At 73.0% G+C, this 22,529-nt stretch carries 22 protein-coding genes; 5 read left to right on the top strand and 17 right to left on the bottom strand.

The features are described 5' to 3' along the window. Positions 1 to 5: 5 nt before the first annotated feature. Together IE177_RS23705 and mshA are read right to left on the bottom strand one after the other, a co-directional pair. A complete protein-coding gene (locus tag IE177_RS23705; RefSeq protein ID WP_190017423.1) occupies positions 6 to 506 on the bottom strand; it encodes a type III secretion system chaperone family protein in 501 nt (166 codons plus the stop codon). After that, positions 499 to 1,836: a D-inositol-3-phosphate glycosyltransferase gene (mshA, locus tag IE177_RS23700; protein ID WP_190017422.1), complete on the bottom strand. Its 1,338-nt coding sequence runs from the start codon at positions 1,834 to 1,836 to the stop codon at positions 499 to 501. Before mshA ends, IE177_RS23705 begins: the two co-directional genes overlap by 8 nt. 296 nt (positions 1,837 to 2,132) lie before the next feature. Here mshA and IE177_RS23695 point away from each other — a divergent pair, with 296 nt between their 5' ends. The 3 genes from IE177_RS23695 (at position 2,133) to IE177_RS23685 (ending at position 5,960) form a co-directional block, all read left to right on the top strand. Then, complete coding sequence (locus IE177_RS23695; protein WP_190017421.1) at positions 2,133 to 2,945, top strand: class I SAM-dependent methyltransferase; 813 nt, start codon at positions 2,133 to 2,135, stop codon at positions 2,943 to 2,945. A 195-nt stretch (positions 2,946 to 3,140) separates the two neighbouring features. Further along, positions 3,141 to 4,229 (top strand): C40 family peptidase, encoded by a 1,089-nt coding sequence (locus IE177_RS23690; protein ID WP_190017420.1) that lies wholly within the window; start codon positions 3,141 to 3,143, stop codon positions 4,227 to 4,229. A 429-nt stretch (positions 4,230 to 4,658) separates the two neighbouring features. Then, on the top strand, positions 4,659 to 5,960 hold the full coding sequence (locus IE177_RS23685; protein ID WP_190017419.1) for a PP2C family protein-serine/threonine phosphatase: 1,302 nt from the start codon (positions 4,659 to 4,661) through the stop codon (positions 5,958 to 5,960). A gap of 182 nt (positions 5,961 to 6,142) precedes the next feature. Here the strand turns inward: IE177_RS23685 and IE177_RS23680 are convergent, their stop codons facing one another. The 3 genes from IE177_RS23680 to IE177_RS23670 form a co-directional block, all read right to left on the bottom strand. After that, positions 6,143 to 6,490 carry a DUF2516 family protein gene (locus IE177_RS23680; protein ID WP_190017585.1) on the bottom strand — a complete coding sequence of 116 codons (348 nt, stop codon included), beginning with the start codon at positions 6,488 to 6,490 and terminating at the stop codon, positions 6,143 to 6,145. 102 nt (positions 6,491 to 6,592) lie between these two features. Continuing rightward, on the bottom strand, positions 6,593 to 7,204 hold the full coding sequence (locus IE177_RS23675) for a prolipoprotein diacylglyceryl transferase (protein ID WP_190017418.1): 612 nt from the start codon (positions 7,202 to 7,204) through the stop codon (positions 6,593 to 6,595). Positions 7,205 to 7,281: 77 nt separating this feature from the next. Beyond that, entirely contained in the window at positions 7,282 to 7,758 is a 477-nt protein-coding gene (locus IE177_RS23670) for a helix-turn-helix domain-containing protein (protein ID WP_190017417.1), read from the bottom strand. Between the two features lie 180 nt (positions 7,759 to 7,938). On the opposite strand from IE177_RS23670, the gene IE177_RS23665 reads away from it, so the two are divergent. Beyond that, a complete protein-coding gene (locus IE177_RS23665) occupies positions 7,939 to 10,329 on the top strand; it encodes an ATP-binding cassette domain-containing protein (protein WP_190017416.1) in 2,391 nt (796 codons plus the stop codon). On the opposite strand, the gene IE177_RS23660 is transcribed toward IE177_RS23665, so the two are convergent. The 6 genes from IE177_RS23660 to IE177_RS23635 all read right to left on the bottom strand — a co-directional run bounded on the left by IE177_RS23660 (position 10,292) and on the right by IE177_RS23635 (position 16,384). Beyond that, a complete protein-coding gene (locus tag IE177_RS23660; RefSeq protein WP_229816249.1) occupies positions 10,292 to 10,837 on the bottom strand; it encodes an HAD domain-containing protein in 546 nt (181 codons plus the stop codon). The two genes, IE177_RS23665 and IE177_RS23660, sit on opposite strands and share 38 nt — an antisense overlap. Positions 10,838 to 10,908: 71 nt before the next feature. Beyond that, complete coding sequence (locus IE177_RS23655; RefSeq protein WP_190017415.1) at positions 10,909 to 12,948, bottom strand: HelD family protein; 2,040 nt, start codon at positions 12,946 to 12,948, stop codon at positions 10,909 to 10,911. 40 nt (positions 12,949 to 12,988) lie between these two features. Beyond that, a complete protein-coding gene (locus IE177_RS23650; protein WP_190017414.1) occupies positions 12,989 to 13,648 on the bottom strand; it encodes a TetR family transcriptional regulator in 660 nt (219 codons plus the stop codon). Between the two features lie 10 nt (positions 13,649 to 13,658). Beyond that, positions 13,659 to 14,423 carry an HAD family hydrolase gene (locus IE177_RS23645; RefSeq protein WP_190017413.1) on the bottom strand — a complete coding sequence of 255 codons (765 nt, stop codon included), beginning with the start codon at positions 14,421 to 14,423 and terminating at the stop codon, positions 13,659 to 13,661. Between the two features lie 42 nt (positions 14,424 to 14,465). Then, positions 14,466 to 15,710 (bottom strand): GNAT family N-acetyltransferase, encoded by a 1,245-nt coding sequence (locus IE177_RS23640; protein ID WP_190017412.1) that lies wholly within the window; start codon positions 15,708 to 15,710, stop codon positions 14,466 to 14,468. Positions 15,711 to 15,778: 68 nt separating this feature from the next. Then, complete coding sequence (locus IE177_RS23635; protein WP_190017411.1) at positions 15,779 to 16,384, bottom strand: RsiG family protein; 606 nt, start codon at positions 16,382 to 16,384, stop codon at positions 15,779 to 15,781. Positions 16,385 to 16,544: 160 nt separating this feature from the next. Here IE177_RS23635 and dtd point away from each other — a divergent pair, with 160 nt between their 5' ends. After that, positions 16,545 to 16,970, top strand: a complete 426-nt coding sequence (dtd, locus tag IE177_RS23630; protein ID WP_190017410.1) for a D-aminoacyl-tRNA deacylase — start codon at positions 16,545 to 16,547, stop codon at positions 16,968 to 16,970. Positions 16,971 to 17,062: 92 nt separating this feature from the next. Here the strand turns inward: dtd and ygfZ are convergent, their stop codons facing one another. The 6 genes from ygfZ to IE177_RS23600 all read right to left on the bottom strand — a co-directional run bounded on the left by ygfZ (position 17,063) and on the right by IE177_RS23600 (position 22,376). After that, positions 17,063 to 18,028: a CAF17-like 4Fe-4S cluster assembly/insertion protein YgfZ gene (gene ygfZ, locus IE177_RS23625; RefSeq protein WP_190017409.1), complete on the bottom strand. Its 966-nt coding sequence runs from the start codon at positions 18,026 to 18,028 to the stop codon at positions 17,063 to 17,065. Positions 18,029 to 18,037: 9 nt separating this feature from the next. Beyond that, positions 18,038 to 18,475 carry a Fur family transcriptional regulator gene (locus IE177_RS23620; RefSeq protein WP_190017408.1) on the bottom strand — a complete coding sequence of 146 codons (438 nt, stop codon included), beginning with the start codon at positions 18,473 to 18,475 and terminating at the stop codon, positions 18,038 to 18,040. Positions 18,476 to 18,505: 30 nt separating this feature from the next. After that, positions 18,506 to 19,159 (bottom strand): restriction endonuclease subunit S, encoded by a 654-nt coding sequence (locus IE177_RS23615; protein WP_190017407.1) that lies wholly within the window; start codon positions 19,157 to 19,159, stop codon positions 18,506 to 18,508. Continuing rightward, the gene (locus IE177_RS23610) at positions 19,156 to 20,769 is read right to left on the bottom strand and encodes an N-6 DNA methylase (RefSeq protein ID WP_190017406.1); all 1,614 of its coding nucleotides are present in this window, start codon (positions 20,767 to 20,769) and stop codon (positions 19,156 to 19,158) included. Before IE177_RS23610 ends, IE177_RS23615 begins: the two co-directional genes overlap by 4 nt. 13 nt (positions 20,770 to 20,782) lie before the next feature. Continuing rightward, positions 20,783 to 21,448: a hypothetical protein gene (locus IE177_RS23605; RefSeq protein ID WP_190017405.1), complete on the bottom strand. Its 666-nt coding sequence runs from the start codon at positions 21,446 to 21,448 to the stop codon at positions 20,783 to 20,785. 352 nt (positions 21,449 to 21,800) lie between these two features. Continuing rightward, on the bottom strand, positions 21,801 to 22,376 hold the full coding sequence (locus tag IE177_RS23600) for a heme-binding beta-barrel domain-containing protein (protein ID WP_190017404.1): 576 nt from the start codon (positions 22,374 to 22,376) through the stop codon (positions 21,801 to 21,803). Positions 22,377 to 22,529 lie beyond the last annotated feature (153 nt).

The raw sequence follows: 22,529 nt of genomic DNA, 5'->3' as shown, positions 1-22,529 counted from the left end.
CGCGGTCAGTCCGCCGGGCGGTCGATCAGGCGCTGGAAGGCCTCCAGGTTGCGCGTGGACTCGCCGCGGGAGACCCGCCAGGCGTACTCCTTGCGGATCGAGGACGCGAAGCCCAGTTCCAGCAGGGTGTTGAAGGCGCCGTCGGCCGCTTCCAGGACCTGGCCGAGGAGGCGGTCGATGCCGTCGGGGGTGACGGAGGCGAGCGGGAGTCGCGCGGTGACGTAGACGTCGCCGAGGCGGTCGACGCCGTAACTCACGCCGTACAGCTTGAGGTTGCGCTCAAGCAGCCAGCGATGGACGCCCGCCTCGTTCTCGTCGGGGTGGCGGATGACGAACGCGTTCAGGGAGAGGGAGTGGCGGCCGATCAGGAAGGAGACCGTCGTGGAGAGCTTGCGGGTACCGGGCAGCCTGACCACGTAGTTGCCGGGCTCGGGGCTCTCCCACTCCAGTTCGGCGTCCTTCAGGACGTCCTCCAGGACCTGCCCGGCCTTCTCGACATCACCCATGGTGGGAGCGTACGCGACGGCGGTGGGACTGCGTCGCGGCCGTGTAGACGTCGGCGGTGGCGGCGGCCGCGGTGTCCCAGCCGAAGGACTGGGCGTGCCGGGCGGCGGCCCGGCCCATGCGCGCGGCGAGGGACGGTTCGTCGGCGAACCGGCGCAGCACGCGCGCGTAGTCGGCCGGGTCGTGGCCGTCGACGAGGAAGCCGGTGTGGCCGTCGCGCACGGCCACCGGGAGGCCGCCGACGGAGGCCGCGAGGACCGGGGTACCGGCGGCCTGCGCCTCTATGGCGACCAGGCCGAACGACTCGCTGTAGGACGGCATGACGAGCACGGACGCGGCCCGGAACCAGTCCGCGAGCTGCTCCTGGCCGACCGGCGGCCGGAACCGCACGACGTCCGCGACACCGAGCCGGGCGGCGAGTTTCTGCAGCCCTTCCGGCTTGGCGAGCCCGCTGCCGCTGGGGCCGCCGACGACGGGGACGAGGATGCGCGAGCGCAGGTCGGGGCGCTCGTCGAGCAGGGCCGCCACCGCGCGCAGGAGGATGTCCGGGGCCTTCAGAGGCTGTATGCGGCCGGCGAACAAGGGGATCAGGGCGTCCTGCGGGAGGCCGAGGCGGGCGCGGGCGGCCGCGCGGCCGTCGGCGGGGCGGAAGCGGTCGAGGTTCACGCCGGGGTGGACGACGGCGACGCCGGCGGGGTCGGCCGCGTAGTGCCGGACGAGTTCGTCGGCCTCCTCGGCCGTGTTGGCGATGAGCCGGTCGGCGGCGGCCACGATCTGGGTCTCACCGATGACGCGGGCGGCGGGCTCGGGGGTGTCGCCGTCGGCCAGGTTGGCGTTCTTGACCTTGGCCATGGTGTGCATGGCGTGCACGAGGGGGACGCCCCAGCGCTGGGCGGCGAGCCAGCCGACGTGGCCGGAGAGCCAGTAGTGGGAGTGCACGAGGTCGTAGTGGCCGGGACGGTGGCCGGCCCACGCCTGCATCACGCCGTGTGTGAAGGCGCACAGCTGTGCGGGGAGGTCCTCCTTGGCGAGGCCCTCGTACGGGCCCGCGTCGACGTGCCGGACGAGGACGCCGGGGGCCAGCTGGACCGTGGGCGGCAGGCCGCCCGCCGTGGCCCGGGTGAAGATCTCGACCTCGATGTTGATCGCGGCGAGCCGCTGGGCCAGCTCCACGATGTAGACGTTCATGCCGCCGGCGTCGCCGGTGCCGGGCTGGTGGAGCGGGGAGGTGTGCACGGAGAGCATGGCGATCCGGCGGGGCCTGCGGTGCAGCCGGAGCCGGGGGGCGGCCGACGGGGAGCGTCGCCCGAGCCTGCTGACGTACTGGCTCACCTGGCGTTCCTCCTTGTTGCGGGCAGGCCTGCCGGAGGACCCCCACCGCGCCCTCCAAGGGGGATCAACAGCGACGAGGGCGGCCGCCATTCCCCTGCGGGCTTCTTTGCCCAATCATTACGGTCACTCGCTCAAAGGTTCGATACGGTCGTCCGCCGCCGTCGTGCCGGCCGGGCGCATCCCCCGGCCCCGGCTCGTGTACCCCGTCAGGAGCACGGCGCACCCGCCGGCGCCGGCCTCCGCCCGCACCGGGCGGCCCGCCCTGCCCCACCTGCGGGCCGCCTACCCTCGTACGCATGACAGCCCGCGCGACGACCCGCCCCGTGGGAACGGTGACGCGCGGGACGACCAACCCCAACCGGCTGCGCCGCATGGACCGCTGGATCGCGGCCGTGCACGGCGCGGAACTGCGGCGTGCCGAGGACCCGGTGGCGATCGACCTCGGCTACGGCGCCGCCCCCTGGACCGCCGTCGAGCTGCTCGGCCGGCTGCGGACCGCCGCCCCCCGCACGCGCGTGGTCGGCATCGAGATCGAACCGGAGCGGGTGGCGGCGGCGAGGCCGTACGAGCGGGAGGGGCTGGCCTTCCGGCACGGCGGCTTCGAGATACCGGTCCCGGGCCGCCCGCTGCTCATCCGGGCCGCCAACGTGCTGCGGCAGTACGACGAGGCCCAGGTCGCCGCCGTGTGGGAGCGGCTGTGCGCGCGCCTCGCCCCGGCCGCCGGCGTGTCGCGCGGCGGGCTGCTGGTCGAGGGCACGTGCGACGAGATCGGGCGGCGGCACGTGTGGGTGGCGCTCGGTCCCGAGGGCCCGCGCACCGTCACCTTCGCCACCCGGCTCGGCTCCCTGGACCAACCGTCCGACCTCGCCGAACGCCTGCCGAAGGCGCTGATCCACCGCAACGTCCCCGGCGAGCCCGTGCACGCCTTCCTGCGCGACTTCGACCGAGCCTGGGCCGCGGCCGCGCCCTACGCCTCCTACGGCGCCCGCCAGCGCTGGCTGCGCGCGGTGCGGGACCTGAGGGCCGACTGGCCGGTGACCGACTCCCCGTCCCGCTGGCGCCAGGGCGAAGTGACGGTGGCGTGGACGGCGTTGGCGCCCCGGTCCTGACATCACCCTTTCGTGGTCGCCGGAACGGAACGATCTCCGTGCGTCGTTCGTCACATCGGCGGGGAGATCGCCGTACTCGGTGGCGGGCGGGGTAATTCCGGTTTCCGACGACCTCTGTCGCTTTGCGCGCGGCCGTGGCACGATCCCTCGGACGACCTAAGTTACTGACGGTAAATCAGGTGGGGGGGAAGAGGTATGCCCACGGCCAAGCGCGGCCTGCTGACGGCAGCCCTGACCGTGGTCTGCGCGGTGACCGCGCTCGCCGCGCCCGGCACGGCGTTCGCGGCCCCCGCACCCACGCCCGCCCCGACGGCGAGCGGCTCACCGGCCGCCGCGACTCCCCCGCCCGGTAAGGACCTTGAGCAGGTCCGCGAGCGGCTCGACAAGCTGTACCACGACGCGGCCGTGGCGACCGACGCCTACAACGCGGCCGAGGAGAAGGCGGACAAGCAGTCCGCCGAGATCGTCGCGCTGGCGAAGAAGATCGTCGCGGGGCAGCAGAAGCTGAAGAGGCTCAAGAACCAGGCGGGAGCGGCGGCCCGGGACCAGTACCGCACCGGCGGCATACCGCCCACCGCCCAGTTCCTGCTCAGCGACGACCCCGGACAGGTCCTGGACGGCGCCGGCCGGATCCTGCAGGGACAGAAGGCGACGAAGCAGCTGCTCGGCGAGACGACCCGCACCCAGAAGGAGTTGCGGGAGTACGCCGACGACGCCGAGGCGCGGTGGAAGAAGCTGGAGGCGGGCCGCAAGGCCAAGGCCGCCGCCAAGAAGAAGATCGAGCAGCAGATCTCCGCCGCGAAGAAACTCGAGTCCCGGCTGGAGAAGAAGGAGAAGGAGCGGCTCGCCGAGCTGGAGAAGGAGGCCGCCCGCAAGGCCCAGACCGCCTGGCTGGACACGGGCGTCCTCAAGGACGTCGACGGCAAGGCCTCCGCGCAGGGCAGGAAGGCCGTGGGGTTCGCCACCACCCAGCTCGGCAAGCCGTACGTGTGGGGCGCCGAGGGGCCCAAGGCCTTCGACTGCTCGGGCCTGACCTCCCAGGCCTGGGCGGCGGCCGGCCACCCCATTCCGCGCACCTCGCAGGAGCAGTGGAAGCAGCTCAGGCACGTCGACGTGAAGGACATGCGCCCCGGCGACCTCATCATCTACTTCGACGACGCCAGCCATGTCGCGATGTACGTCGGCGACGGCACGATCATCCACGCCCCGCGTCCTGGGCGGACGGTGACGGTCGCGGGCGCCGGCACGATGCCGATCCTGGGTGTCGTACGCCCGGACGCGTGAGGTCCGGCCCCCCGCGGGGCCACGTCGGCGGCCCGGAGGCGTGACGCACGGCCCGCCACGGAGTCCGACCGGCGGCCCGGACGCGTGACGCACAACCCGCCACGGAGTCCGACCGGCGGCCCCGAGGCGTGACGCGGGAGTTCCCGGCGGGTGGCGTCATCCGGCCATCTCCCCGGTGACGCAGGCCATGTGACCCACCGCACGCCCGACCGGCGCCCGACCGGGCCGCGCGTGAGCTTCGTCATCCCCTCGCCCCCGGCGTCCTGTCCAACTGCGGGACGATACGCGGCATATGACGGCGTCCTGCGCGTGAGCGACGCGGCTCACACCATTCCATCGGGGCGGTCGCAGCCGCTATGGTCACCCGTCGGTGGGTCGAGACCCCTCGACACCGCCGTGCCCTCGGGGGGAGGGAAGGAACCCAAGACGATGCCCGTACCCGTACCGCGGCAGAGAGCGATCCCGGCCGTGGAGAGTGGTCAGGCGCAGGCCGCCGGCGCAGTCGGCGGTCCCCTCAAGGAAGAGGCCCACCGCGACGCCACGCCCACGAGCGGCACCGGCGCCACTCTCACCCTGCTGCTGATCGAGGACGACCCGGCCGCCTCGCCGATCGTGCCCGACCTGCTGGACGCGTCCGGCAAGCCGATCCGCGTCCGCACAGCCCGCAACCTCACCGAGGCCGAGCGGCTGCTGACCGACGACGTCCACTGCATCCTGCTGGACCTCGCGCTCCAGGCGCCGGGCGGCGCCGGCGCGGACGACGAGCTGGCCGTGCTCAGGCACGTGCTGCGGCTCGCGCCGCGGCACGCCGTGCTCGCGCTGACCGCCTCCGCCGACGCCGAGCGCGGTGCCGAGGCCGTGCGCGTGGGCGCCCAGGACTACCTGTTCCGGGACGAGCTGGACGGCCGGCTGCTCAGCCGTGCCATCCGGTACGCGGTGGAGCGGAAACGCTCCGACACCGCCGAGCGCCGGCTCGCCGAGGGCAGGCTGCGCGCGCAGGAGAACCGCCGCCTGGAGCGCGGCCTGCTGCCCACCCCGCTGCTGGAGGGCTCCTCGCTGCGGTTCGCCGCCCGCTACCGCCCCGGCCGCTCCCGGGCACTGCTCGGCGGCGACTTCTACGACGCCGTCCGCACCCCCGACGGCACCGTGCACGCCATGATCGGTGACGTCTGCGGCCACGGCCCGGACGAGGCCGCGCTCGGCGTGGAGCTGCGCATCGCCTGGCGGGCGCTGACCCTGGCCGGGCTGTGCGGCGACGAGCTGCTGGGCACGCTGCAGCAGGTGCTGGAGCACGAGCGCGCGGACGAGGAGATCTTCGCGACGCTGTGCACGGTGGACATCGCCCCCGACGGCCGCCGCGCGGGCCTGTGCCTGGCCGGCCACCCGGCCCCGCTGATCGCCCGCCCCGGCCGGTCCGCGAGCCTGCTGCCGTACGACAACAACGGCCCGGCCCTCGGCCTGCTGCCCGGCGCCCGCTGGCCGCGGATGCAGGTGGAGCTGGGCCGCGAGTGGAGCCTGATGCTCTACACCGACGGCCTGATCGAGGGCCGGGTCGGCGCGGACGGGGAGCGGCTCGGGCAGGACGGCATGGTGGAGATGATCCGCCGCCAGCTCTCCGAGGGGCTGCGCGGGGAGGAGCTGCTGCGCGCCGCGGTGCACGAGGTGCGGGACCTCAACGGAGGTGAGCTGACGGACGACGTCGCGGTGGTCCTGCTGGACCGGACGCCGTGACTGTGTAGGGGAATCCGGTCGGGTCGTCGCCGGGTGCGGGTCCGTCGTGGCTGATCGCGCAGTTCCCCGCGCCCCTGAGCGAACTGCGGCTTGGCCGCCTCAGGGGCGCGGGGAACTGCGCGAACGGACCCCACGGACCCGCACCCGGCACCCGGCACCCGGCACCCGGCACCCGGCCGGCGCTAACGCCCCCCGTTGTACGGTCCGTACGGTCCGTCGCTGCTGCTGCCCCCTCGGCGGCCCCAGCCGCGGCCGCGGCCGCCGGAGACCTGCTGGAGCGCCGGGCGGACGTCCACGAAGAAGACGATCGTCGCGACCAGGCCCGCGAGCTGCAGGAACAGCATCGGGACGAGCAGGTTCACCGCGACCGCGATGCCCAGGATGATCAGCCAGAAGCCCTTGTTCTGCTTGTCGGCGGCGCGGTACGCGTCCTCGCGGAACAGGGCGGCCATCACGAAGGCCACCACGGCCATCGCCAGCATGGCGGTGAAGATCAGCCACATCAGGCCGCCGAATGCCGTCATCAGCACAATGCCCACCACCCGAGTCCAGTCGTCAGTAAAGCCACCGTACCCACTGAACGGGCCGGGCACCGCGAAGGTGCCCGGCCCGTTCCGTCTCGCCCGGCGGGGTCACTTGGCCGGCGGGGTGGTCTTCTTCGCGGTGGTGCTCTTGCGCGGGGCCGGAGCCTTCTTGTCCACGGGCTTCTTCTCCGCGACGGGCTCGACCGGCTTCGGCTCCGCCCTGACCTCGGCCGGCTTCGGCTCCGTGCGGATCTCGCCGGGCTCGGGCTTGCCCTCGACGGCGATGGCCAGGTCCTCGATCTCCTCGGCGGCCTCGCCGCGCCAGGTCTTCACGGCCTGCTCGCCGTGCTCGGCGACCCGCTCGTAGGCCTCACGGGCCTTGACGGCGTACTCGGCGGCGACGCCGACACCGCGCAGGGCGAGGTCCTGGGCGGTGTCGCCGAGCTTCTTCAGGTCGACGTCGATGGTGCCGAAGAACTCGTTGACCTTGGTCTGGAAGGTCTCCTGCGCCTCCTTGGCCCGCGCGGCGGCCCGCTCCTGCACGGCCTTCGGGTCGGTGTTGCGCACGGCCTCGATGCGGGCCGGCGCCTCGGCGCGCAGCTGCTCCACCAGGCCCGGCACCTTCTTGGCCTGCTGCAGCGCCAGGTCGGCGGTGCCGGCGGCGAAGTAGAACGGCTTCGGGTCGCTGAGGGTCTTGCGCAGGTCGTCGGTGATGGCCATGGTGATGGTCCTCCCGGATTCGCGTTCGGCTGAGGGTTGGTGTGGTCCGTGGTGCGGCGGCCGGCGCCCTGGTCCGGTCACCCGGCCGTCCGCCGCGGACCGGCATCGTCCTGGTCGGCCGTGCGGGTGCCGCGCACGGCGGTGCCGTCGGGTTCCTCCCCGTCCGTCCCCGAACCGTCCTCGCCCGCGGGGGGCTCGCCGACCCCGAATCCGTTCTCCTTGCGGAAGGACTCGTAGATCTGGAGCAGCACCTGCTTCTGCCGCTCGTTGAGCGAGGGGTCGGCGAGGATGACGGCACGCGTCTCCACCTCGTCCCGGTCCCGGTCGGCGTCGAGGATCCCGGCGCGGACGTACAGCGTCTCGGCGGAGATGCGCAGGGCCTTGGCGACCTGCTGCAGCACCTCCGCGCTGGGCTTGCGCAGCCCGCGCTCGATCTGGCTCAGGTACGGGTTGGACACCCCGGCGGCATCGGCGAGCTGGCGCAACGACAGCTGGGCGTTGCGCCGCTGCTCGCGCAGGTACTCACCGAGATTGCCGACGTTCAGCGATGCCATGTCTCCACCTTGCCCCACTCTCGCTAACAATTGCAAGCACCTGCTTGCAACAGTGTGTCCCGGGGGCCCGACGCACGCGCCCGAGGCGGAGGGAGCCGGAGAACCCGTCAGGAATCGAGAAGCAGGGAGTGGGGGCCTGCCGTTAGCGTGGCGGCGGCGGATCCCAGGGACGGAGACACGATGACCATGACCACGAGGACGGACGCGTCGGCACCGGCGCCGCACCTCGCCGACAGTCACGAGCTGATCCGGGTGCACGGCGCACGGGAGAACAACCTCAAGGACGTCAGCGTCGAGCTCCCCAAGCGCCGGCTGACGGTGTTCACCGGCGTCTCGGGATCGGGCAAGAGCTCGCTGGTGTTCGACACGATCGCCGCGGAGTCGCAGCGCCTGATCAACGAGACCTACAGCGCCTTCGTGCAGGGCTTCATGCCGACGCTGGCGCGGCCCGACGTCGACGTCCTCGACGGCCTGACCACCGCCATCATCGTCGACCAGCAGCGGATGGGCGCCGACCCGCGCTCCACCGTCGGCACCGCCACCGACGCCAACGCGATGCTGCGCATCCTCTTCAGCCGGCTCGGCACCCCGCACATCGGCTCGCCCAAGGCGTTCGCCTTCAACGTCGCCTCGATCAGCGGCGCCGGTGCGGTCACCATGGAACGCGGCGGGCAGAAGGTGAAGGAGCGGCGCGAGTTCAGCATCACCGGCGGCATGTGCCCGCGCTGCGAGGGCCGCGGCTCGGTCACCGACATCGACCTCGGCCGGCTCTTCGACGACTCCAGGTCCCTGAACGAGGGCGCGCTCACCATCCCCGGCTACAAGGCGGGCGGCTGGAACCACCGCCTCTACACCGAGTCCGGCCTCTACGACCCGGACAAGCCGATCCGCGAGTTCACCAAGAGGCAGCTGCACGACTTCCTGCACCGCGAGCCGACCAGGATGAAGATCGCGGGCATCAACATGACCTACGAGGGACTGATCCCGCGGATCCAGAAGTCGATGCTCGCCAAGGACAGGGAGGCGATGCAGCCGCACATCCGGGAGTTCGTGGACCGGGCGGTCACCTTCACCACCTGCCCCGAGTGCGCGGGAACCCGGCTGAGCGAGGCGGCCCGGTCCTCGAAGATCGGGGGCGTCAGCATCGCCGACGCCTGCGCCATGCAGACCAGCGACCTGGCCGATTGGGTCCGCGGCCTCGACGAGCCGTCGGTGGCGCCGCTGCTCGGAAAGCTGCTGCAGACCCTCGACTCCTTCGTGGAGATCGGCCTCGGCTACCTCTCGCTGGACCGGCCGGCGGGCACGCTGTCGGGCGGTGAGGTCCAGCGCGTCAAGATGATCCGCCACCTCGGCTCCTCGCTCACCGACGTCACCTACGTCTTCGACGAACCCACCGTCGGCCTGCACCCGCACGACATCCAGCGGATGAACGAGCTGCTGCTGCGCCTGCGCGACAAGGGCAACACCGTGCTGGTCGTCGAGCACAAGCCGGAGACGATCGCGATCGCCGACCACGTCGTCGAACTCGGCCCCGGCGCGGGCACCGCGGGCGGCACCGTCTGCTTCGAGGGCACCGTCGAGGCGCTGCGGACCGGGGGCACCCTCACCGGCCGCCATCTCGACGACCGGGCCGCCCTGAAGAAGACGGTGCGCGAGCCGGCCGGCGCGCTCCACATCCGCGGCGCGACGGCGCACAACCTGCGCGACGTCGACGTCGACATCCCGCTCGGCGTACTCGTCGTCGTCACCGGTGTCGCCGGCTCCGGGAAGAGCTCGCTCGTGCACGGGTCGATCCCGGCCGGCGAGGGCGTGGTGTCGGTCGACCAGGCCCCGATCCGCGGCTCGCGCCGGAGCAACCCGGCGACGTACACAGGGCTGCTCGACCCGATCCGCAAGGCCTTCGCCAAGGCCAACGGCGTCAAGCCGGCGCTGTTCAGCGCCAACTCCGAGGGCGCCTGCCCCACCTGCAACGGCGCCGGGGTCGTCTACACCGACCTGGCGATGATGGCCGGCGTCGCCACCACCTGCGAGGAGTGCGACGGCAAACGGTTCGAGGCGTCGGTGCTGGAGTACCGCCTCGGCGGCCGGGACATCAGCGAGGTGCTGGCGATGCCGGTGGCGGAGGCCGCCGAGTTCTTCGGCGCCGGCGAGGCGCGCACCCCCGCCGCGCACCGGATCCTCGGGAACCTGGCCGACGTGGGCCTCGGCTACCTCACTCTCGGCCAGCCGCTCACCACGCTGTCCGGCGGTGAGCGGCAGCGACTGAAGCTGGCCACCCACATGGCCGAGAAGGGCGGTGTCTACGTCCTCGACGAGCCGACCACCGGCCTCCACCTCGCCGACGTCCAGCAGTTGCTGGGCCTGCTCGACCGGCTCGTCGACTCCGGCAAGTCGGTGATCGTCATCGAGCACCACCAGGCCGTCATGGCCCACGCCGACTGGATCGTCGACCTCGGCCCGGGCGCCGGGCACGACGGCGGCCGTGTCGTCTTCGAGGGCACCCCGGCCGACCTCGTCGCCGCCCGGTCCACGCTCACGGGCCGGCACCTCGCGGAGTACGTCGGCGCCTGACCGTCCGCCGACGGCGGGCCGGGGCCCGCCGCGCGAGCGCTCCCAGCCACTCCTCGAGCGTCCCGAAGTCGGCCGGCGTCAGCCCGTACCGGTGATCGACCCGGTGCAGCAGGGCGGGACCCGGGTGGTGGACGGCGGTCCAGGCGCGGTCGGCCTCGGTGATCTCGTCGTCCACCCAGATGAAGGGGCGGCCCGCCGCCCACGCGACCAGCGGCCTGGTCTTCCAGTGCAGCAGGCCGGGCGGGCCTTCCTCGTCCGGCCACTCCACGACCGGCAGCGCGGGCAGGCCCAGCCGGGGCGCGAGGCAGGAGTTGGCGTCGTCCATCCAGGTCGTGGCCCACACCAGCTCGCAGCCCAGCGCGGCGAGCCGTGGGCCGAGCGCCGGATCGACCCGGGCCAGCAGCGGGTGCGCGGCGGCGGCCGGCGCCGGACCCGCGAACACCGGGTAGGCGCGGTCCGCCGCCCCGAACGGGATGAGCGGACCGTCGACGTCGAGGAAGAGCAGCATCAGGGTTCCAGGATGGGCCGGCATCAGGCTTCCAGGATGGGCCCCGGCGGCCCCCTCGCGCCTCGGGACACTCAGAACGGCAGGGGCCGGGCGTGGACCACGTCCAGGCGGGACACCGCCCGGGTCAGCACCACGTACAGGCGGTGGGCGCCGCGCGGCTCCGCCTCGGCGACGGCGGCCGGTTCCACGGCGACGACGTGGTCGTACTCCAGCCCCTTGACCAGGCTCGCCGGCACGACGGTCACGCGGGCGCCGAGGGTGTCGGGGTCCGCCGTCGTGACTCCGGCCGCGGTGAGCGCCCGCCGCAGGGCGTCCACGTCCGCGTCGGCCGCGACGACTCCGACCGAGCCCTCCCGGGTGAGGGCGTCCCGTACGGCGGTCACGGTCGTGGCGAGGACGTCGCCGGTGGGCCGCAGGGTCAACTCGCCGTCGGCGCGCAGGGACCGCGCGGCGGGAACGGCGACGTCGAGACGGGCGAGCAGCCGGTTGGCCAGCTCGACGACCGCCGCGGGCACCCGGAACCCGGCGGTCAGCGGCACCACGGCCGCGTCCGGCTTGCCGAGGTGACGCAGCTGCACGGTCCAGTCGCGGGCGGACCACGGGGTGGTGCCCTGGGCCAGGTCGCCGAGGACGGTCAGCGAGCCGAAGGCGGCCCGGCGGGCGACCGCGCGGCACTCCATGGGCGAGAGGTCCTGCGCCTCGTCGACGACGATGTGGCCGTAGCCCTCGGGATGCTCGATCAGCCCGGACAGTTCGTCGAGGAGAACCAGGTCGGCGGCCGACCAGCGGGCGGACTTGTACGAGCGCGGCGGGCGCGGCCAGAGCAGCGCCGACTGCTCGCCCGGGTCGAGCAGTCCGCCCGCCGCACGGGCCAGGACCGCGCCGTCGGTGAGGAGTTCGGCCAGGATCTCCTCGGGACGGACCCTGGGCCAGACGGCGTCGAGCCGCGCGGTGAGCGGCCGGGACCGCTCTACGCGGCGGACCCAGGAGGCCGGCCGGACGCCGGAGCGCCGCTCGGCCCGCTCCCGCAGCAGCCCTACCACCCGGGTGCGCACCCGCTCCCGGCCCACGGCGTACGGCGGCCGCTCGGCGCGCACCTGCTCGACGACGGCGGCCAGTTCGCCGGCGGACACCCGCCACCGGTAGGAGCCCTCCACCACGGCCAGGTCGGCCGCGCCCGCGGCGCTCACGCGCGCGTACAGCGCCCGGCGCAGCACCTCGGCCATGCGGGCGTCGTGCTTGACGGCGGCCGTGGCGACGGGGTCGGTGCCGGTGGCGGGGTGGCGGGCGATCTCCTCCAGGAGGGTGGACTGCCGTACGCCGCTCTCGCCGAGGGCGGGCAGCACCTCGGCGATGTACCGCAGGAAGGTGCGGTTGGGGCCGAGGATGAGCAGGCCGGAGCGCTGGAGCCGCTTGGGGTGGGTGTAGAGCAGGTAGGCGGCGCGGTGCAGGCCGACGGCGGTCTTGCCGGTGCCGGGGGCGCCCTGCACGCACACGGAGCCGGTGAGGTCCGCCCGCACCAGGTCGTCCTGTTCGGGCTGGATGGTGGCGGCGATGTCCCGCATGGGTCCGACGCGGGGACGTTCGATCTCGTGGGCGACGATGGCGCTGGCCCGCGACTCGCCCCGGCCGAGGTGTTCGTCCTCCAGGCCGGTGAGGTCGGCGGAGTCGCCCCGGCTGCCGGGCGCCCACCCGAACCGGCGCCGCGTCCCGACGCCTTGGGGGTCGCGGGCGCTCGCCTGGTAGAAGGCGCGGGAGACGGGTGCCCGCCAGTCGACCACGAGCGGCGGGGCAGCCGGGTGCTCGGTGATCCGGACCCGGCCGACGTGGTAGTGCTGCCCGGCGTGCCCGGGGGCGTCGTCGGCGAAGTCGAGGCGGCCGAAGAAGAGCGGGCCGGGCGGCAGTTCACGTATGGCCTTGGCCCGGCTGCGCAGCCGGAAGCCGAGGACCTCGGCGTCGGCGCCGGAGGCGGAGACGTCCTCGCCGATGACGACCTGTTCGGCGGCGCCCTCCACCATGGCGGCCAGGGCGGCGCGGCAGGCGTCGTGGTGGGCGCGCTCGGCGTGGAGGGACTCCTGGAGGGCGGGGTGCGCGGGGTGGGGTGACGTCATGGCATCACCCTAGCGCCATAACGTTACCGAGTTAATTTTTTTACCGTGTCTCACGCACTCGCTCGTCGGCCGGGCCCCCCGCCGCAGCCGCCCGGCCGCCCAGTCCCGGCAACCCGGCCGCCAGCCGCCCGAACGCCCGCTCGGCCGCCCGTACCGCGTCCGGCGCCACCCGCTCCACGCTCTCCCCCGCCGCGATCCGCCGCCAGTTGTCCAGCGCGAGGATGCGCTGGACGGCGACGATCTGCCCGGCCGCCAGCCGGGCGTCCAGGTCACCGCCCAGGGCCTCGGCGAGCGCCGCCTCCGCCCGCTCCTGGTGGCCGTACGCCCGCGCCACCAGGGCCGGCGTCCCGTACAGCAGGGTGTGGAAGGCGAGCACCTGGGGATGGCCGTTCAGCCCGGTGACCGGATCACGCCGCTCCAGCCCGGCGAGGAAGTGCCGGCGCAGCGCGTCCACCGGGTCCGCCGCCCCGGCCACGACCCGCGCGGCCTCCGTCTCGTGGTCCGCGATCCGGTGCAGGACCAGGTCCTCCTTGGCCGGGAAGTACCGGAAGAGGGTCGGCTTGGAGATCCCGGCGGCCGCGGCGACCTCCGCGACCGACACCGCGTCGAAGCCCCGCTCCAGGAACAGCCGCACGGCGGTGTCCGACACGTCCTGGTACATCCGCTGCTTCTTACGCTCCCGCAGGCCCATCTCTTCCATGGGGGTGAGCCTACGCAAACGGCGCGGTGGGGCCGGATCGGCCGTCGCGGAGCACCCGCAGCACCGGTTCCAGGGATCCGGCCACACACACCGCTCCCGCCGACCGCAGCGGCTCCGCCTCGCGTTCGTTGCGGGCGTAGCCGAGGAAGGGCACGCCCGCGTCGGCCGCGGCGGCCAGGTCGGAGACGGAGCCGCCGATCACCAGGGCGGCCGCGGGCGCGGAGCCCGTGTCGCCGAGGGCCCTCTCGAGGCGGTGCGGGCCGGTACCGAGCGGACGCGGCCCGGTGGCACGGCCGTAGACGCGGGGTTCGAAGCAGCCCGTGAGGCCGCGGCTGCCGAGGTAGGCACGCACCGCCCGGGGTGAGTTGTCCGTGGTGACGGCGAGGCGGGCGCCCACGGCGGTCCAGGTGCGGATGAGGGGATCGGCGTAGGCGGTGGGCATCGCCGAGACGGCGGCCCGCAGTTCCTCCTGGGTGAGGCGTTCCTCCAGCTCCGCGACGAGGTCGCTGCCGGGACGGCGGCGGTCCACCGCGCGCAGCACCGTCCGCGGGTCGGGCGACCCGGGTTCGCCGCCGGTGACGAGTCCGTGCAGGCCGCGGCTCTCCAGCCAGTCCACGAGCTCGGTGGCCACCCGCTCCGCCGTGTGCCGGGCGAAGAGGCGGCAGATCGGTCCGTCGAAGTCCCACAGGACCACTCGGGCAGGTGCGATCAGCTCTCGTAGCTTCTCGATCGCGTTCGCGTTCCGTCCGCTCGGCTTCGTCGCATCAGAAGTCACGAGGGAAGTGTCGGGTCCGCGTGCCGCCGAGGGAAGGAGGCGTCAGAAGAGGTCCGGGCACCACGGGCGTCCGGGCGTGCGGAACAGGGCGTCGGCCTTGCGGGCGGCGCCCTCCCGTTCCTCCTGGACGCGGCCGAGGGCGGTGAGCCGCAGCGCCGACTCGTCACCGAGCCAGAGGCGGGCCAACTCGGCTGCCTCCAGGGTGAGATCCGCGCTCCCGGTGCTCATCGGCACGCAGGACGCGCCCTCGGGGGTGGCCTCCAGCCGGAACCGGCCCCCGGCCGGGCCGGCGTCCGCGCCGTCCCCGCCGTCCAGGACCTGGAGCACCAGCGTGCCCTCTGCCTCGTACGTCCGCGCCTCCAGGGCCCGTACGACGTCCAGGATGCGCACCCACAGCCAGTCCGCGTGCTCGGTGACGCGGGCCGCGCGGGGGTCGGGCAGCTGGAAGGGCAGCAGGTCGTCGGGGCCGCGCCAGCCGGACTTGACCCTGGTGATCCAGTCGATCGAGCACAGGTACCGCCACAGGGCGCGCCCGGCCGCCGGCGAGGTGGCGAGCAGCCAGTTGACGTCGGCGGTGTTCTGCGGCTGCTTGCCGTGCCACTTGTCGTCGGCCTCGTACGACACCAGGCCCTCGACCTCGCCGGAGGCCGACCGGTACGCGGCGTAGAACGGCTCGGTCCAGTCGCCGGAGTTCACCGCCCCGGTGTTCATCCGCCACCACAGCTCGTCCCGGCTGACCGCGCCGGGCTGGGTACGGCGGAACCGGTCGTGCAGCTCGGGGCCGAGCTTGCGCACGTCCTCGGCGTCCACCAGGTCGATCCGGCCGCCGTCCTCGGGGCCGGACCAGCGCGGGTCGAGGCCGGCCCGCGGGACGTCGACGGTCCACTCGGTGGTCCAGGTCGCCGGTCCGAAGCCGTACCGCCCGTAGATCGGGTACTCGGCGGCGATCAGGGTGGCCACGACGTCGCCGCGCTCCCTGGCCTGGGCCAAGTCCTGCCGCATCATCCGGGACAGCAGGCCCCGGCGGCGGTGGGTCGGGCTGACGGTGACGTTGGATATCGCGTCCGCGGGCACGGGTGTGCCGCCGACGGCGGTCAGTTCCTGGGCGAAGGAGCGGAAGGTGGCGACGCACCGGTCGCCGTCGAAGGCGCCCAGCCGGCGTCCCGGCACCTGGCGCCGCGCCTCCATCTGTTCCGGTGTCAGCACCGGCGGCCGCAGGAACCCGGTGTTCAGGGCGCGCTGCCAGTCCTCGAATTCGGCATCGGTGACGGTCCGGACGTCGCTCATGGGGCCACCGTAGGCGGACGGCTCCGGCCTGTCGCCCGTATTTCCCGGCGCCCGCCGCCGCGTGCCGCTCAGGCCAGCAGGTCGTCCACCTGCGCCTCGCCCATCCGGTACCGGCGTGCGATCTCCCCGCTGCAGTCGTCGGTCGTGCGCTGCAGCCGCTGACGGCGCCGGGAGACCTCCTGCTCGTAACCGACGAGGCGGCCCATGGCGCTGGCCAGTTCGGGGTCCGTACGCGCCTGGAGGTCGGACAGCTCGACCTCCCCGAGCATCTCGGCGGCGAGCTGCCGGTACTCCTCGTTGTGCGGGGTGCCCAGCGTGACGTGGCGGGCGGAGGAACGCTGCCGGGCCGGGGCGTCCTTGAGGATCTCCGGGAGCCGGTCGACCACGGAGCCGTCGGCGGGGGCCGGCACGGACGCCCGGCCACGCCGGCACAGCTCCGCGCGCAGGATGTCGATCCGGCCCTGCAGCAGCCGCCGCACATAGCTGAGGTCCGCCTCGTCGCGCTGGGCGTCGCGGCGCAGGGCGCGCAGTTCGGGGAGGCTCAGCCGGGCCACGTCGGGCTCGGGAGGCTCCCCGGGCAGCGCCGGGCCCGCCGTGGCGTCGCCGCGCTGGGCGGGCGGCCGGTACGTCGTCCCCTGCGCCGTCGGCCGCCCGCTGGTGCTCGGTGTGCTCATGTGCATGTGACCGTCCCCTCGACCGGCGTGTGCATGCATCGTGCCACCCCAAGTGGCCGCAATGTGACCGAGTGCCCCCGAACAGCCCCAGATGGGCGGTAAGAGATCCATATTGGGTGCGCCGCGGCCGGGTTGCGGGGGACCCGGCATGATGGTCCGCATGCGTGCGGTGGTGCAGAGGGTGGACGGCGCGAGCGTCGTCGTGGACGGCGAGACGGTCGGCGCGATCGAGGGCGAGGGGCTGTGCGTCCTCGTCGGGGTGACGCACGAGGACACCAAGGAGAAGGCGGCCCAGCTGGCGCGCAAGCTGTGGTCGATCCGCATGCTGGGCGACGAGAAGTCGTGCAGCGACATCGGCGCGCCGCTGCTCGTGATCAGCCAGTTCACGCTGTACGGCGACGCGCGCAAGGGGCGCCGTCCGACCTGGAACGCGGCGGCGCCGGGTGATGTCGCGGAGCCGCTGGTCGATGAGGTGGTGGCCCGGTTGCGTGGGCTGGGTGCGACGGTGGCCACGGGCCGGTTCGGCGCGCAGATGCGGGTGTCGCTGACGAACGACGGCCCGTTCACGGTGCTGCTGGAGATCTAGAGCGGCCCACCCGCGCGCGCAGGGTGCCGCCTGAAGGGGCGCGGGGAACTGCGCGACCGGCCCCCACGCGCCCGCACCCGGCGACGGCGCGGCTAAGGCTCGACCACGGTCTCCTGGGCCGCCGCGGTCTCTCCGGCCAGGAGCCTCGCATCGGTGGGCACGTTCCGCTTCACCAGCGCCAGCGCCACCGGCCCCAGCTCGTGATGGCGCGCGGACGTCGTCACGAATCCGACCTTGCGGCCGTCGGGCCCCTCGTCCGCGAGCCGGATGTCCGTGCCCGGCACCGGCAGGTGGACGTCGCTGCCGTCCAGGTGCAGGAAGACCAGCCGGCGCGGCGGCTTGCCCAGGTTCTGGACGCGGGCGACCGTCTCCTGGCCCCGGTAGCAGCCCTTCTGCAGGTGCACCGCCGTGCCGATCCAGCCCAGCTCGTGCGGGATCGTGCGGTGGTCGGTCTCGAAGCCGAGCCGGGGCCGGTGGTGCTCGACGCGCAGCGCCTCGTAGGCGAGCAGGCCGGCCGCGGGACCGTGCGTCGCGGCGAACTCCTCCAGGTCGGCGCGCGGCAGGAAGAGGTCCCGGCCGTGGGCCGTCTCGCGGACGACGACGCCCTCGGGCGCCTGGGCGATGGAGCCGGCCGGCAGGTGGACGACGGCGAAGTCGGCGGTGCGGTCGGCGACCTCGACCCGGTAGAAGAACTTCATCGACTCCAGGTACGCGATCAGCGCCTCCTGGGTGCCGGGCTCCACGTGGGCCCAGACCGTCGTCCCGTCGTCCACCAGGTACAGCGCGTGCTCGATGTGCCCGTGCGCGGAGAGGATCAGCGCCTCGGTCGCCTCGCCCACCGGCAGCTCGCTGACGTGCTGGGTGAGCAGGAGGTGCAGCCAGCTCAGCCGGTCGTCGCCGGTGACGGTGACGACACCGCGGTGCGACAGGTCGACGAAACCGGTGCCGTCGGCGAGGGCACGCTGCTCACGGAACAGCTCGCCGTAGTGGGCCGCGACGCCTTCGTCCACTCCTTCGGCGGGGACGGCGCCGGGCAGGGACAGCAGGGGGCTCTTCATACCGCAAGCCTACGACGTGGTAGTTGACCTCTTCAGCGCACAGTCCCGGCACCGGCCGAAGATCGCGAAGTGCTTCATGTCCGTGTCGAAACCGAACTGCTCCCGCAGCTTCGCCGTGAACTCGGCCGCCACGTCGACGTCCGCCTCGATGACGTTCTCGCAGTCCCGGCACACCAGGTGCAGGTGGTGGTGGCGGTCGGCGAGGTGGTAGGTGGGCGCACCGTGGCCGAGGTGGGCGTGGCTGACCAGGCCCAGTTCCTCCAGCAGTTCCAGCGTGCGGTAGACGGTGGAGATGTTGACCCCCGACGCCGTCTTCCTCACTTCCACGAGGATGTCGTCGGGGGTCGCGTGCTCAAGGGTGTCCACGGCTTCGAGGACAAGCTGCCGCTGTGGCGTCAGCCGGTAGCCGCGCTGCCTGAGGTCGCTCTTCCAGTCGGTGTTCACCACGCACCCAAGTCTAGGGTGGGGCGGCCCCGGTCACGGCTCGGCCGGCAGAACGCCGTTCATCAGGGCGTCGGCGAGTACGCGGCGGTACACCTGGGTCACGCGAGCGATCTCGGTATGTGCCCGGACCTTGGCGTCGAGGGCGGCGAGCGTGGCGCCTATCGCCTCCTGCTCGGCGGCGGGTGGCAGAAGCACGGGCAGCTCGCCCAGGGCGCGGATGCTCAGCGACGGGATGACCGCGCCCGCCGCCCGGGACCTGATCCAGTCCTGCGCGGCGGTCGCGCTCATGTAGGCGGCGAGATACGCGGCCCCGGCCTGCCCCGCCTCGGGCAGTCTGAGCCGTACCAGGTTCGGGTGGAACAGCCAGCCGGCGTGCTCACCGGTGACCAGGGCACAACGCCCCACCGTGCCGGTCCGGCTGAGGAGGATGTCCCCTTCCGCCAACTCGTACTTCACCAGCGTCCGCGCTCGCTCCCAGGAGAGCGCCGGCACGACCGCGGCCTCCTCGGTGACGATCCACCGGCCGCGCAGGTCGCGCGGCAGTACCAGGGGAACCCCGCCGTCAGCCTGGGTGCGGCCCTTGTCCTCGGTGCGTCGGGCCGGGCCGGTCTGGATGGACGCGCACAGCTCCCGCAAGGGGCGGTACGACCAGCCGGGTGGCGGCACGAGTTCGTCGGCCGTCGTCACAATCCGTACCTCCTGAGCCACCGGGCCGCCTCGGCGTCGGCCGCCTCCGCCCGGGCGTGCCGGGTAGCGATCTCCTCGGCCAGCCTGGCCAGGTGCTCCCGGGTTTCGGCAAGGCCGGGCGCACCGGCGGCATGGGCCTGGCCGGCCTGCCGGACATACCGGGCCGGGTCGAGGACATGGCCTTGAACCGCGATGTCCGGCACCGGTACGGCCTGGCTCAGGCCAGGGGTGCCCGTGAAGGCGCGCCCCGCCGCACGGCCCCTGTGCCAGGCCACGTACTCCCCGATCAGCCGCGCGATGTCGTCGTCGGACAGGGATCTCTGGGTCCGAGTGACGTGGTGACCGAGGTGCTCACCGGCCACGAAGAGCACCTCGGGATGCGTCGCCTCACCGGAGCCGGGGGCGCGCAGGAACCAGATCTGCGTCTTGACGGCGGTGAGCGTGAACAGCCCGGCGGGCAGCGCGATCACGCATTCCACGGCACCGGCCTCGACCAAGCCTGCCCGCACGGTCTCGGCGGCACCGGCGTTGAAGGAGGCCCCGGCCGGCAGCAGTACGGCGGCCAGCCCCTCCGGAGCGAGCCGCGAGACGATGTACTGCAGCCAGTCGAATTCGGTCCGGCGGGCGGTGCCGTAGGTCCAGTACGGGGGCGGGGCCACGTCCTCCAGACGTCGGCCGAAGGGCGGATTGGTCAGCAGTACGTCGAAGGCGCCGGGGGGGTCGGCGAAGGGGTCGAGCGCCGGAGTGAACGGTCCGTCGTCGAGCTGCACGGCACGACCGTCCTGGTGCACCCGCAGATTCCATGCCGCGACCTGCCGTTCCAGAGGCTCGGGCACCCGGCCGCCGACCCGTCGCGGCGCGCTGCCGCCGTGTGCCGCGGCCGCGTCCAGGTACGCGACGAGCAGTTCTCCGGTACGGCCGTACGGATCGTGCACGCGGACCGCGCCGGGCCGTACCGCGGCCAGTGCGCCGGCCATGACCCGGCTCACGGAGGGCGGGGTGAGGAAGGCGCCGCCCTCGCGCGCGTGAGCGGCACGCCAGAGCACCAGTACGTGGTCGAACGCGTCTCGGCTCTCCGGCGCGGAGCTCGCGCCGGTGCGTCCGAGGATGTCCGCGAGCTCGGCCACCAGGTGACGTGGAACCAGTTTTTCCGGCAGGTCATGGGCCGACGCGTGCCATGTGGCCACCACCTTCGCCAGGCCGTCATCGGGTGCCACGATCTGGTTCAGAACGAGGAACAGCAACCAGAAGAGATAACGGTCCAGCGGCATGGGCCCCCGCAGCCGGTCCGCGTCCGGTCCCGCGAGCCTCTCGACCGCGCGCAGCAGTCCACCTGGCGCACCTCCGGTCAAAGCCGCCCGGAACCGGTCGCCGTAGGTCATTCCCGCCGCTTCGCCAGGACGTCGGGCGTTCGCGGGGACGGCCCGCACGGAGAGCCAGGCCAACACCTCGTCGGCACGGAACCGCTCGACCTCGACGTCAGCGTCCACGGGCGTGGGAAAGTCCGCGTGTCGCCTCTCCCAGTTGGTGACGGCGGGACGTTTCACCCCGGCGAGGCGCGCGATGTCCGGCCGGGAGACGAGCACGCCGGCGAACTCGGCGTCGGTCACAGCGCCCCCCTCGTCAGAATCGCGGCTGTCTCGTGCCGCGCAGGGCATCCGCCCGGCCGGCGAGCACGACCCGGAACCGGTCCATGGCCTGGGCCTCCTTGGCCAGCTGGGGGCTGAGGTAGCCGAGCACGCGGTAGATGGTGTCATGGTCGGCCGCGAGATGCCGATGGTGGACCGGCTCGTGGTGCATGACACGGTTGCGCAGCAGGACCAGCGAGGTCAGGTCGCGGTAGACACGGTCACGACGGCCTCGGTAGTGCGGGAACGCCGAGTGCAGGACGGGCACCCAGAAGTGCCGGTCGTAGCCCGAGCCGTGGCTGAGCAGGGAGACCCAGAAGCCGAAGGACAGCTCCGCCACGATGTCGTCCGGCGTCGTGCGCGGAAGGCGGCGCCCACAGGAGCGGCGGGCATCGTCCACGAGCTTGAGTCCGCGCTCGTTCAAGGGCGCCACCGCCCACCAGTCCGGCCTGCCGTGGTGTCGGACAAGCGCGTTGTGCAGGGCATTGCGCAGGGCGAGTTCTAAGCAATGGAGGGAGCCGAGCAGGGCGGCCGACACCTCGATGTTCCACCAGTAGAGCCGTTCCGCTGCCCCGGCGTCGCCGTGCGCGGCACGGATGTACCGCCGCAGCCGCGGCAGGGACAGGTCGCGCAGCATCCATGCGGGCAGGCGATTGGTCATGATTCCCCCCAGTGCATCCATGGATGCTCCGTGCTACCGTCTTCGGTGAATGTTCTGGGCCCGCCTCTGCATCGCAAGCCACCCAGGGCACAGCCTCCGGAACCCCGGTCGTACCCCAAGTACGACCGGGGTTCCGCGCGTTGGCGAAGCAAACCGGTGTTCACTCTCGGCGACGACGTCATCACTCTAGTCACGCGCCCGGGGCGATCTCAAGCGCATTGCCATGCAGGGCCATCTGTTAACCCTGGCGGTCATCGGCGGGGGTTAACACTCGTGAGCGGCCGACAAGCACAACGTCCCCCGGGCCGCTACGGCACGGGGGACGTGATGGACTCGGCGAAGCGCCGAGGGCCTACTTGAAGAAGGCGATGCCGTCGTCCGGCAGGTCGTCCGGCAGGGCCTTCGCCCAGCGCTCGACCTCCTCCGGGGTGACGACCTTCTTCAGGTGGGCCGACATGTAGGGGCGCAGCTCGACCTCGGGGGTCTGCTTCTCGCCGACCCACATCAGGTCGCTCTTGACGTAGCCGTACAGCCGCTTGCCGCCGGAGTACGGACCGGCGGCGGCGGTCCTCGCGACGGTGTCCGTGACCAGGTCGATCTGCGGCTTCTTGTCGGCCATCTCGCCGTACCAGATCTCCACCGTGCCGTCGTCGCGGGTCATCGTGACCTCGACCTTGCGGTCGGCGTCGATCCGCCAGTAGCCGGACTCCGACTCCAGCGGGCGGACCTTGTTGCCGTCCTTGTCCAGCACCCAGGTGTGGGAGTGGTACTCCAGGAAGTCCCGGCCGTCGTGGCTGAAGCTGACCTCCTGCCCGAAGTTGCACTTCTCCGAGCCGGGGAAGTCGTGCACGCCCGCGCCGGCCCAGTTGCCGAGCAGGAAGGCGAGGGGGACGAGGTCCTTGTGCAGGTCGGACGGGATCTCGATCATGAGCGGAAGCTTTCCTCGGTGTGGATCAGCGCTGGCCCTGGAACAGCTTCTTCACGGTCAGACCGGCGAAGGCGAGCACGCCGACGCAGACCAGGACCAGCAGGGTTTCGAAGAAGATCTCCACGGGGTGCTCCTTGAGCGGGGGTCGGGGTC

Origin of the sequence: Streptomyces lucensis JCM 4490 (genome assembly GCF_014650035.1) — a bacterium.
In the GTDB taxonomy this organism is placed as follows: Bacteria; Actinomycetota; Actinomycetes; order Streptomycetales; family Streptomycetaceae; genus Streptomyces; species Streptomyces lucensis.
This window is presented reverse-complemented; position numbering and strand designations above follow the sequence as displayed.